Source organism: Blautia sp. 210820-DFI.6.14 (assembly GCF_020558815.1).
Classification (GTDB): Bacteria; Bacillota; Clostridia; order Lachnospirales; family Lachnospiraceae; genus Blautia_A; species Blautia_A obeum.
Map to the genome: position 1 here is coordinate 420,752 of NZ_JAJCKS010000001.1, position 12,133 is coordinate 432,884.

Here is a 12,133-nt window from a genome sequence, read left to right on the forward strand (position 1 = left end):
CCACCCATATTCCTGCCTACATCATATAATCTGAAAACTTTTTCGTCAAGAATTTCCACCTGTCATATATGCAGATCATCCAGATTTTTTAGTGTTTCAAACGGAATCGTTCCTCCAAAAAGATCCAATGCGCTGCCAACGGTAACATCCAAACGATCTTTTCCATGCTTTTTCAGAAGTTTCAGATCTTCCATGCTTCCGACACCTCCCGCATAAGTCACCGGTCGCTGTGTATAGTCAGAAAGCAGGTCCGCCAGTTCTGTTTCAATTCCATTTGCCTTTCCCTCGACATCTACCGCATGCACAAGGAATTCATCACAATGATTTCCCAGTTCTTCCATTACTTCGAGTGTCACCGGTACATTTGTAAATTTCTGCCAACGATCTGTCACAATAAAATACTGATCGTCTTTTTTACGGCAGCTTAAGTCCAGGACCAGATGCTCTTTTCCTGCAATTTCTTCTATTTTTTTTAGATTTTTCCAGGAAAGCTGTCCGTCTTTAAAGACGTAGGAAGTAACAATTACATGACTTGCCCCTGCTTTCAGATAATCTTCCGCATTATCCGGACAGACACCACCGCCGATCTGTAAGCCTCCCGGATAAGCTGCCAGTGCCTTAAGTGCCTGATTTCTGGTCGCCTCGTAATACTCTGAATCTTTTCCGTTCAAAAGGATAACATGTCCGCCCTTTAATCCGGCATTTTTATACAGCTCAGCATAAAAGGCTGCATCCTGACCGGACACAAAATTCTCTCTTGCCTGATCTCCGGCATCTTTGAGGCTTCCGCCTACGATCTGTTTTACTTTTCCATTATGTATGTCAATGCATGGTCGAAATTTCATCTGTATTTTCCTTTCAAAAAGGCCCCGGATTTCCTGAATCCGAAGCCTGTACTATAAATCATCAGGTTTATCTGATGCTATGATAATATGATTTTTCATCTGATGCAAGCACTTTATTGTGCTAAATGAATAAATCAAATCATTGGTTGCGGTGAACGGGGTGAACAGTAACCGTTATCGTGTCTCGGCATCTCCATCAATGACATCTCCGACCGCATCACCGACATCTTCTACTGCGTTGCCAACTCCATCGCCAATATCACGGACACCATCACCAAGATCCTGCGCCACACTTCCATCTTCTGTATTATTAGGCACATTATCATTGTCTGTTCCTTCGGACATGGTATCACCGTTATCGATTGTAGCATCGTCTGCCACACCTTCGTTGTCCGTTACTTTATTATTTGAATTATCCGTATTTTCATTGTCTTTTTTATCATTCACAGCATCTGCATTTTCATTCGTCCCTGTATCGGTCGTGTTTTCTTCTGCAGCTGTTCCTGCCTCATCTGCCGGTGCATTGTTATTTCCGCAGGCAGTAAAGATGCTCAACGTCAGGATCAGGAGGATTCCTGTCAGAATTGTGCGTATTTTTTTCATTCTAATTTCTCCTTTACTATGGATTTAAACTTGTAATGATAATATGTACAATCTGGCAGATTCCTATGCAAAATAATGTAAAAAAACAGGCACATATCTTTCGATACATGCCTGCCAGAATTTCAATATTAATACAAAACTACGATCAGCCTTCGATCACATCAGCCATATCGTATTTTCCGGCCGGTTTACCAGCCAGGAATTTAGCCGCTTCAATTGCACCTTTACCGAAGATGGCTTTTGAATAAGCGGTATGCTTAAATTCAATCACTTCGTCTTCGCCGGCAAAGATCACTTCATGTTCACCAACGATCGTACCGCCACGTACTGCAGAAATACCGATTTCTTTTTCATCACGCATCTCACGTTTCTGGCTTCTGTCATACACATAGTGATATTGATTATCCATCGCTTCATTCAGGCTGTCAGCAAGTGCCAGCGCTGTACCGCTCGGAGCATCCAGTTTCAGATGATGATGTTTCTCTACAATCTCCATATCAAATCCAGCTGTTGCAAGAACCTTTGCAGCTTCCTGGATCAGTTTCATCAGAGTGTTGATACCAAGTGACATGTTTGCAGATTTCAGTACCGGAATCTTTTTTGCTGTCTCTTCAACTTTTGCAAGCTGTTCTTCAGACAGACCTGTTGTGCAGAGAACAACCGGAAGGTTACGCTCTGTGCAGTAATCCAGTAATGCATCTGCTGCCTTTGCAGAAGAGAAATCGATCAGGACATCTGCCTCTGTCTGACATTCTTTAATATTGGTAAATACCGGATAAGTAGTATTTCCTTTATCTGTTACATCAATTCCTGCTACGATCTCTGCATTGGCATCTTTTGCAACAAGATCAGAAATCACCTGTCCCATATGTCCGCAGCATCCGTGCATGATAATTTTTACCATAATAGTATTCCTCCGTATCCTATACCTGTTTTATGCCAGCTTAATTCCGAAATCCTGCAGTGCTTTCTTCAGGGTTTCTTTATTGCTTTCTTCCATTTCACAAAGAGGCATACGAAGAGGTCCTACATTCATACCCATCAGGTTCAGTGCTGTCTTAACCGGAATCGGATTGACTTCACAGAACAGAGCATTGATCAGCGGAATCGCATCGATCTGAATCTTAGCAGCACCTGCAGTGTCACCTTCCATGAATTTCATGACCATATCATGTGTTTCCTTCGGTGCAACATTAGAAAGTACAGAGATAACGCCAAGTCCGCCAAGTGAAAGGATCGGCAGAACCTGATCATCATTTCCGGAATACAGTTCCAGATCAGCACCTGCCAGAGATACTGTCTTTGCGATCTGAGAAAGATCTCCGCTTGCGGCTTTCAGGCCTACGATGTTCTTAACATTTTTAACCAGTGTGGCAACGGTTGCCGGCTGGATGTTACATCCTGTACGACTCGGTACATTATACATAATGATCGGAGTCTCAGGAACTGCATTTGCGATTGCAGTATAGTGAGCGATAAGTCCCTTTTGTGTTGCTTTATTATAATAAGGAGTTACAACCAGTAATGCATCTGCTCCGTAGGATGCAGCTTCCTTTGACATCATGATTGCTGTCTCTGTACAGTTAGAACCTGTTCCTGCGATAACCGGTACACGTTTATTTACTTTATCAATTGCAAATTTAATTGTTTTAAGATGTTCTCCGTGTGTCATTGTAGAAGACTCACCGGTTGTTCCACAGATAATAATGGCATCTGTGCTGTTGGCGATCTGGAATTCCAGCAGTTCTTCCAGTTTATCGTAATTCACCTTTCCATCTTCATACATAGGGGTAACAATTGCGACGCCCGCACCTTTAAAAATTGCCATTTTAACTCCTCCTTTTATTCTTCTGTAATTTATATTATTCGTTGGCATCCAATGGATGAACTTCCTCGGTGTTCAGCGTTGTGATCACATCTACATACGGTCTTAATTCCTCCGGGAAATTCCATCCAGTCATGACAATATGCATAGATTCATCCTTGTGTTTCAGTATATCTGCGATTCCCTCAACTGTTATGATACCACAGTCAAGAAGTCCAAGAATCTCATCAAGAACCAAAAAATCGCATTCCTGAGTAACAACAACTTTACGGGCAAAATTCAGTCCGTTCAGAATGTTGGATTTCTCCTCTGCCTTTTCTTCTTCTGTCAGGTCTTCGTAGCAGCATTCTCTCTTTTCGAAGCGAAAGATCTTAAAATCCAGGTTGTCCACATCCTGCAGGAAATCCAGCGAACGCTGGTCTCTTCCTTTCAGAAACTGGATCACGATCACGCTTTTGCCCTGGGTAGCCACACGGAGACTCTGTCCGATAGCCAGTGCAGTCTTGCCTTTGCCGTTTCCGCAGTATACCTCTGTTAATTCTTTTTCCATAATACTTCCTCTTAATGTTATCTAAGACTCGCTTATCGCATTATTGGTCTTATCTTACCGCAGTTCCGCCAAAAAAGCAATACCGAACTACTTTGCCCCTTCTAATCTATATATTCCAGCTTACTTACAGACACCTCATATGCTGTTCTTCTCTCTGACTGATTCTCACCGATCCGCTTCATATATTCACGGCTCTGAATTCTTCCCCACAGAAGCACATGACCTCCAACAGTAAACGCTGATGCATATCTGGCATTTCTGCCCCAGCAGATACATGGTATGTAATCAGATTTACTGTAAGGACGGTTCACTGCCAGAAGCATATCTGCAATTTCTCTGCCAAGCGGCGTTTTTCGGTAGACCGGCGGCTTACAGATAAATCCATCCAGGAAGATCTGATTGACCGGAAGTGATTCGTCCTGCTCCTCAACAAAATTTACTTCCCTCGCAAAAACAGAAAGAACCAGACGGTTATGTTTTTCTTCATGCCTGTTATAAGACCGGAATTGTCCATGGATCTCAATATACTGCCCCGTATAATCCTGCGTTATATCCAGAAGCCTTTCTGAAACCATGACCGGAATCCTGTCCTCAGAATCACTCAGCCTGCGCACAAGAAGCTCCATGGTATAAAAGCCTTCACCAAATACCTGATGACTGAATGTGAAGCCTGTATCAATTTTCCCCATGATCGATACCTGATTGTTTTCAATGATTTTGTCTGCCATAATGTTGTTCTCCTTCCTCTTTGGGTATTTTGTCTATACTAAGCTATGAATACCCCTGAAGATTTAGAACCAAAAAATTAAAAAAATTTCTGTAACTCCTTGTAATCTGCGAAAAATGTGGTAAACTGGAATATCGTATCACGAAAAAAAGTTTTTACACATTTATATAGAAGAAAAAAGAAAGGATTTCGATTTTTATGAAGACAAAACGCGAAGACGTACGTAACGTTGCCATCATCGCCCATGTCGATCACGGCAAAACTACCCTGGTGGATCAGCTCCTTAAACAAAGCGGTGTATTCCGTGAAAACCAGGAAGTTCAGGAACGTGTCATGGACTCCAACGACATTGAACGTGAGCGTGGAATTACTATTTTATCCAAAAACACTGCTGTACATTACAAGGGAGTAAAGATCAATATCATTGATACCCCTGGCCATGCAGACTTCGGTGGTGAAGTAGAACGTGTTCTTAAGATGGTAGACGGCGTTATTCTTCTGGTAGATGCCTTTGAAGGTGCTATGCCACAGACTAAATTCGTTCTCCGTAAAGCTCTGGAGCTGGACCTTCATGTCATCGTCTGCATCAACAAGATCGACCGTCCGGAAGCCCGTCCGGAAGAAGTTATTGATGAAGTTCTGGAACTTCTCATGGACCTTGAAGCATCCGATGAGCAGCTTGACTGCCCGTTCCTGTATGCATCCGCCAAAGCAGGACATGCAGTTCTTGACCTTGCAGACACACCGGAAAACATGGCTCCGCTGTTTGAAACCATCCTGAAATATATCCCGGCACCGGAAGGTGATCCGGACGCAGACACACAGGTACTGATCAGTACCATCGATTACAACGAATATGTTGGACGTATCGGTGTCGGCAAAGTTGAAAATGGAAAAATTGCAGTAAACCAGGAGCTGACACTTCTGAACCACCACGACCTTGACAAACGTAAAAAAGTTAAGATCAGCAAGCTTTATGAGTTTGATGGTCTGAACAAGGTCGAAGTAAAAGAAGCATCTATCGGATCTATCGTAGCGATCTCCGGTATCGAAGATATCCATATCGGTGATACCCTCTGCGGCGGTGACAACCCGGAAGCAATTCCTTTCCAGAAGATTTCCGAACCAACTCTTTCCATGAACTTCATGGTAAATGACAGCCCGCTCGCCGGACAGGAAGGTAAATACATCACCTCCCGTCATCTTCGTGACCGTCTGTACCGTGAGCTGAACACCGATGTCAGCCTTCGTGTAGAAGATACTGACTCTACAGAGTGCTTCAAAGTTTCCGGACGTGGTGAACTTCATCTGTCCGTACTGATTGAGAACATGCGCCGTGAAGGTTATGAATTCGCAGTAAGTAAACCGGAAGTTCTGTATCACACGGACGAACGTGGTAAGAAACTTGAGCCAATGGAAATCGCTTATGTAGATGTTCCGGAAGAATTCTCCGGTACTGTTATCCAGAAACTGAGCGAGCGTAAAGGTGAACTTCAGGGAATGAGCACAGCAAGTGACGGATCTGTTCGTCTGGAATTCCACATTCCATCCCGTGGACTGATCGGATTCCGTGGTGAATTTCTGACTTCCACCAAGGGTACCGGTATCCTGAATACTACTTTCGACGGATATGCACCATATAAAGGAGATTTCCAGTATCGTAAACAGGGATCCCTGATTGCCTTTGAATCCGGTGAAGCAGTTGCATATGGTCTGTTCTCAGCGCAGGATCGTGGAACACTCTTCGTTGGTCCTGGCGAAAAAGTATACAGTGGTATGGTCATCGGACAGAATGGTAAAGCCGAAGACATCGAGCTGAATGTCTGCAAGACAAAACATCTGACCAATACACGTTCTTCTTCCGCGGATGAAGCTCTGAAACTGACACCGCCAAGAGTTCTCAGCCTTGAGCAGGCAATCGAATTCATCGATCAGGACGAACTTCTGGAAGTAACACCAGAAAGCCTTCGTATCCGTAAGAGAATTCTGGATCCTAGAGAAAGAAAACGTGCAGCATTTCGTAAGCAGTGATAAAAACATTAATATAAACACCTTAAGGTGTTTTACATAAAATAAGTCCCATGAGTCAAAACTCATGGGACTTATTTTTATACTCAATATGCTATTTGTTATTTACATTCTTATCAATGTACTCATTGATTTTTGCATTAATTTTTTTGCTGAACGTATCCTTTTGAGTTGTCTCTGTTTCTTCAGGCTCTTCATGAAATTTTTCATTATATTCCTGCATCATCTCTTCATGTCGGTTTCTTTTCAGTCCTCTTGCTGTCAGTTTACGGATAATATCATAGATAACCCCAAACAATGGTACTGCGATCACCATACCAACCAGTCCCCACAGACCTCCAAATAACAGAATGGAAAATAATACCCAGAAACTGGAAACTCCGGTTGTATTACCAAGGATCTTCGGTCCGATGATATTTCCGTCCACCTGCTGAAGTATCACGATAAAAATCAGGAAGTATAAAGCATCCCACGGATTACTTCCCAGAAGCAGTAATAATGCACATGGAATTGCTCCGATAAATGGTCCGAAAAACGGAATGATATTCGTCACACCAATCACAACACTGATAAATGCAGCGGATTCGAATCCCAATAAAGTGGTTCCCGCAAAGCAGATCAGACCGATAATTGCAGAATCGATGATCTTACCAACAAAGAAACCGTTAAACATTTTGTCTGTATAATGAACTTCTTCTTCAATGATCTTCGCCCATTTATTCGGAAAGATACCATACAGAAGAAGCTTTGCCTGTGCTCCAAACAGTTTACGGCTTGCAAGAAGATATACTGCGATCAAAAATCCAAGAAACATATTTTTGAATACGCTTAAAACCTCGATCAACTGTACTGTAATATTATTGACAATTCCCTGAATCGTTGTCATCATACTGGAATTTGCTTTCAGAACATCATTCAGACCATTCTCCACCTGTGATGAAAAATGATTAAAATATGTCTGCAATTCCGGCTGATCCTTGAGCAGCTGATCAATCATGCGGTTACAATAGGCAAGTCTGGCCGGAAGTATCTTAATGATCTTCACTGTGCTGTCCCATACCTGCGGAAGAATCAGCAGAATCAGCAGAACTACAATCGTGACTGCACAAATAACTGCAATTGCAATAGATAGAAATTTCAAACCTTTCTTCTGCTTTTCTGTTGCCTTGGGAAACCATTTCAGGAAACGCTCATCCATCCGGTTACAGATCGGTGCCAGCAGATAGGCAATCAACGCACCATACAGGAAAGGTTTCAGAATATTAAATACCAACTGAATACCTGCTGCAATATTCTTGCTCTGATTCAGAATATACATGATAGCAAATCCAAATGCCAGAACTGCCGCTCCTGTAATACCAAGTTTTACATATTTTGTGTTTTCATTTTGTTTCAATAATCATGCCCCCTGAAGCATCAGCTTCTTTTCCTTATATATCTCCTATATAAGCTCTCTGTTTATGTTAACATTGTCATTAGTGCTTATTGTAACATCCATATCCCCCGGCTTGCAATACACAGATTCTGAATTTTATCTAAATTTCTCTTACAATAGTATGGCTAATAAAGCAATTGCCCCGGTATTACATTCCTGTAATTCCGGGGCAATCACTGCTTATAATATTTTTATGGAAGAAAACACACCAATCTAAAATTTATTATTTACCATAGTATGCTTTCAGGTAGATTTCTTTCAGTTCTGCAATAAGTGGATATCTCGGGTTTGCACCGGTACACTGGTCATTAAATGCCTGTTCACTCATCTCATCCAGAGTCTCAAGGAAGTATTTCTCATCTACACCATAATCTTTGATCGTAGGTTTGATCTCAATAATCTTCTTGAGTTCTTCCAGTTTATCCAGAAGTTTCTCAAATACTTCTTTGTCATCTTTTCCTGTCAGTCCTACAAAACGTCCGATCTCTGCATAACGTGCCAGTGTCTTTGGATACTGATACTGCGGGAAAGTACCCATCTTGGTCGGAACTTCATCAGCATTGTAACGCATAACATCTGTCAGGACCAGAGCATTTGCGATACCGTGCGGGATGTGATGGAAAGCACCCAGTTTGTGAGCCAAGGAATGGTTTACTCCAAGGAATGCATTTGCAAATGCCATACCGGCCATGCAGGATGCATTTGCCATATGATCTCTTGCTTCTACATCATTTCCATCTCTGTATGCTCTTGGCAGATAATCAAATACAAGTTTGATCGCACGGAGAGCAAGTCCGTCTGTGTAGTCAGAAGCCATCATAGAAACATATGCTTCGATCGCATGTGTCATAACATCGATACCAGAAGCACTTGTCAGTCCTTTTGGTGCACTCATCATGTTGTCGGTATCCACGATTGCCATATCCGGCATCAGTTCATAGTCAGCCAGTGGCCATTTAATTCCTGTTTCTTTGTCTGTAATGATGGCAAACGGTGTTACCTCAGATCCTGTACCGGAAGATGTAGGTACAGCGATAAAGTAAGCTTTTTTACCCATTTTCGGGAATGTGTAGATTCTCTTACGGATATCCATGAAATCCATTGCCATGTCATCGAAGTCTGCATCTGGATTTTCATAAAGAACCCACATGATCTTACCGGCATCCATTGCAGATCCGCCGCCCATTGCAATGATGCAGTCCGGCTCAAATGCACGCATTGCTGCTGCACCTGCTTTTGCAGAAGCCAGAGACGGATCAGGTTCTACATCAGAGAAGCATGTATGAACAATTCCCATCTCATCCAGTTTATCTTCAATTTTCTTTGTATATCCATTCTTGTACAGGAAGGAGTCTGTTACGATGAAGCAGCGTTTCTTGCCCATCACATTTTTCAGCTCATCCAGAGCAACCGGCAGGCAGCCTTTTTTGAAGTAAACTTTTTCCGGGGTTCTCATCCAGAGCATGTTCTCTCTCCTCTCAGCAACAGTCTTGATATTAATCAGATGTTTCACACCAACGTTTTCAGATACAGAGTTTCCACCCCAGGAACCACAGCCAAGTGTCAGAGATGGTACGAGTTTGAAGTTGTAAAGATCTCCGATACCACCCTGAGAAGATGGAGTATTGATCAGGATTCGGCAGGTCTTCATTGCTGCTGCATGTTTTGCCATTTTTTCTTTCTCATTCACATTGATATACAGAGAAGAGGTATGTCCATATCCACCGTCAGCTACAAGCTGTTCTGCTTTTGCGATCGCTTCGTCGAATGTTTTTGCCTTGTACATGGCAAGTACCGGAGAAAGTTTCTCGTGTGCAAACTCTTCACTGATATCTACAGATTCTACTTCACCGATCAGGATCTTGGTTTCTGCCGGAACTGTAACGCCTGCCATCTCTGCAATCGTAGCAGCTTTCTGTCCAACGATCTTGGCATTCAGTGCACCATTGATCAGGATTGTTTTTCTTACTTTTTCAATCTCATCTTTCTTCAGGAAGTAGCATCCTCTATACTGAAATTCTTCTTTAACTGCTTTATATACACCTTCGAGAACTGTTACGGACTGTTCGGATGCACAGATCATACCATTATCAAATGTTTTGGAGTGAATGATAGAGTTTACTGCCAGACGAACATCTGCAGTGTCATCAATGATAACCGGTGTGTTTCCGGCGCCAACTCCAAGTGCCGGTTTTCCGGAAGAATATGCCGCTTTAACCATTCCAGGACCACCTGTTGCAAGAATGATGTCAGCTTCTTTCATTACAAGATTTGTAAGTTCAAGGCTCGGTACATCGATCCATCCGATAATGCCTTCCGGAGCACCTGCTTTTACAGCAGCTTCCAGAACAACTCTTGCAGCTTCAATCGTACTTCCTTTTGCACGAGGATGTGGGCTGATGATGATCGCATTTCTGGTTTTTAACGCGATCAGCGTTTTAAAGATTGCTGTGGAAGTCGGGTTTGTAGTTGGAATAACTGCCGCGATCAGACCGATCGGCTCCGCAATCTTCTTGATTCCATAAACCGGATCTTCTTCAAGAACGCCACAGGTTTTGGTGTTTTTATACGCATTGTAGATATATTCTGCTGCATAATGATTTTTGATGACCTTATCTTCAACGATACCCATTCCAGTTTCTTCAACAGCAGCTTTTGCAAGCGGGATACGTGCTTTATCAGCTGCAGTTGCAGCAGCTTTGAAGATTTTATCTACCTGCTCCTGTGTATAAGTGGCGAAAAGTTTCTGTGCTTCTTTCATCGCAGCGATCTTTGCTTCCAGTGCTTCCGGAGTATCAATGATTGCCGGGATGTGGGTTTCTTTCTTTGCCATTTGTGAATCCTCCTGTTTTTCTGTTATGATATGAGCCTTATTCTTTAGTCCGATAAACAATTCCGTCAATTTATTAACGTTAATTATTTATCAATGATTGATATGCGCTTATTATACGGGTTCGTTAATCATTTGTCAATCTGTATTTTGTTAAAATTTCAAACAAATTATTTCTTACATTTTCGCCATTAATCAGCATTTTATACAATCCGTATTTTCATCATTCCTCTTAATTCCCAGGCAAAAAATTTGATATACACCTGTTTTCAAAGTCTGTTTCCTCGATTTCATACTCATAAGATTGTGATTTTCATAACAAAATTTTCTATTTTTTCCTGTCATATTTCTCCACCCCTTTTCATAGATTAAATGATGGGAAACAGAAATCCAAATCAAAATTCCCACACACGGGTTGCATTCCAGCTAACGCTGGCAACGCGACTGTTTAACTTTGATTTAACGCAAATCACGTACAGATTTATTACTGGAGGAGTATTCTAATGGGAACGGGAAATGCATTACGGGCAACAGAAACATTTACACTGATACAATTAGAGGAAGAAAGACAGAAATTGAAAAAGAAAGAACTTCTTAAGAGCATGCTGACCGACAGCGAATTTAGCATTAAAGGACAATGTGCCATCAATCTTATGATGACCAAACTCGACATCATCAACACATTTCTGCTGATGAAATATAAACGAAATTTTATTCAGATGAAAACATGGAGACTCAAAAGCTATGACAGTGTCTGCAAAAAAATGCAGAAAAAAGGACTGGACCTGAATTTTGATCTGGCACTGGAAAAGATCAATGACCTGATTGGCGTTCGTGCTGTATGTGCTTATGTAGATGATATTTACAAAGTGGCTGACCTGATCGAAAAACAACAGGATATCCATATCCTGAAAATCAAAGATTATGTACAGCAGCCAAAGAAATCCGGCTATCAAAGCCTTCATCTGATTCTGGAAATTGCAATTCCATTCCAGAAAGAAAACCAGTGGATCAAACTAGAATTGCAGCTTCGAACTGCTGCCATGGATTACTGGGCCAACCTCGACCATCAATTGCGTTACAAACGCGGACAAAAGCAGGCAGCAGTGATCAATGAAGAATTACAGCAGTGTGCTTCTGTGATCACACAGCTCGATCAGAAAATGCTGGATATCCGTAAAAAAATTGACAAGATCTGACCAGCGCACCACCGGTGCTTCCTCGATATGCACTGCAAAAGACGCAGGGGCATGACCAAAAAAGTCAGCTCCTGCGTCTTTTTTATCTGTT

10 protein-coding genes are annotated in these 12,133 nt (G+C 42.1%); 2 read left to right on the forward strand and 8 right to left on the reverse strand.

The genetic code is table 11. From position 1 onward, the window contains the following. Nucleotides 1–62: 62 nt before the first annotated feature. The 6 genes from hisA to LI112_RS01875 form a co-directional block, all read right to left on the reverse strand. Complete coding sequence (gene hisA / locus LI112_RS01850) at nucleotides 63–845, reverse strand: phosphoribosylformimino-5-aminoimidazole carboxamide ribotide isomerase (RefSeq protein ID WP_144368220.1); 783 nt, start codon at nucleotides 843–845, stop codon at nucleotides 63–65. A 174-nt stretch (nucleotides 846–1,019) separates the two neighbouring features. After that, the gene (locus LI112_RS01855) at nucleotides 1,020–1,448 is read right to left on the reverse strand and encodes a hypothetical protein (RefSeq protein WP_118050857.1); all 429 of its coding nucleotides are present in this window, start codon (nucleotides 1,446–1,448) and stop codon (nucleotides 1,020–1,022) included. Between the two features lie 145 nt (nucleotides 1,449–1,593). Continuing rightward, the gene (gene dapB / locus LI112_RS01860; protein WP_022388285.1) at nucleotides 1,594–2,352 is read right to left on the reverse strand and encodes a 4-hydroxy-tetrahydrodipicolinate reductase; all 759 of its coding nucleotides are present in this window, start codon (nucleotides 2,350–2,352) and stop codon (nucleotides 1,594–1,596) included. Between the two features lie 30 nt (nucleotides 2,353–2,382). Next, on the reverse strand, nucleotides 2,383–3,276 hold the full coding sequence (gene dapA, locus LI112_RS01865) for a 4-hydroxy-tetrahydrodipicolinate synthase (protein WP_022388286.1): 894 nt from the start codon (nucleotides 3,274–3,276) through the stop codon (nucleotides 2,383–2,385). A gap of 34 nt (nucleotides 3,277–3,310) precedes the next feature. Then, the gene (locus LI112_RS01870; RefSeq protein WP_005428442.1) at nucleotides 3,311–3,823 is read right to left on the reverse strand and encodes a cob(I)yrinic acid a,c-diamide adenosyltransferase; all 513 of its coding nucleotides are present in this window, start codon (nucleotides 3,821–3,823) and stop codon (nucleotides 3,311–3,313) included. Nucleotides 3,824–3,924: 101 nt separating this feature from the next. After that, a complete protein-coding gene (locus LI112_RS01875) occupies nucleotides 3,925–4,551 on the reverse strand; it encodes a single-stranded DNA-binding protein (RefSeq protein WP_005428443.1) in 627 nt (208 codons plus the stop codon). Nucleotides 4,552–4,748: 197 nt separating this feature from the next. On the opposite strand from LI112_RS01875, the gene typA reads away from it, so the two are divergent. Beyond that, nucleotides 4,749–6,581 carry a translational GTPase TypA gene (gene typA / locus LI112_RS01880; protein ID WP_005428444.1) on the forward strand — a complete coding sequence of 611 codons (1,833 nt, stop codon included), beginning with the start codon at nucleotides 4,749–4,751 and terminating at the stop codon, nucleotides 6,579–6,581. Nucleotides 6,582–6,672: 91 nt separating this feature from the next. Here typA and LI112_RS01885 read toward each other — a convergent pair whose 3' ends face one another. Both LI112_RS01885 and adhE read right to left on the reverse strand, forming a co-directional pair. Beyond that, complete coding sequence (locus tag LI112_RS01885; protein WP_022388287.1) at nucleotides 6,673–7,974, reverse strand: AI-2E family transporter; 1,302 nt, start codon at nucleotides 7,972–7,974, stop codon at nucleotides 6,673–6,675. A 262-nt stretch (nucleotides 7,975–8,236) separates the two neighbouring features. Beyond that, nucleotides 8,237–10,846, reverse strand: coding sequence for a bifunctional acetaldehyde-CoA/alcohol dehydrogenase (gene adhE, locus LI112_RS01890; protein WP_005428448.1), 2,610 nt, complete (start codon nucleotides 10,844–10,846; stop codon nucleotides 8,237–8,239). 500 nt (nucleotides 10,847–11,346) lie between these two features. On the opposite strand from adhE, the gene LI112_RS01895 reads away from it, so the two are divergent. After that, nucleotides 11,347–12,042 carry a GTP pyrophosphokinase family protein gene (locus LI112_RS01895; protein ID WP_022388288.1) on the forward strand — a complete coding sequence of 232 codons (696 nt, stop codon included), beginning with the start codon at nucleotides 11,347–11,349 and terminating at the stop codon, nucleotides 12,040–12,042. Nucleotides 12,043–12,133: the final 91 nt, after the last annotated feature.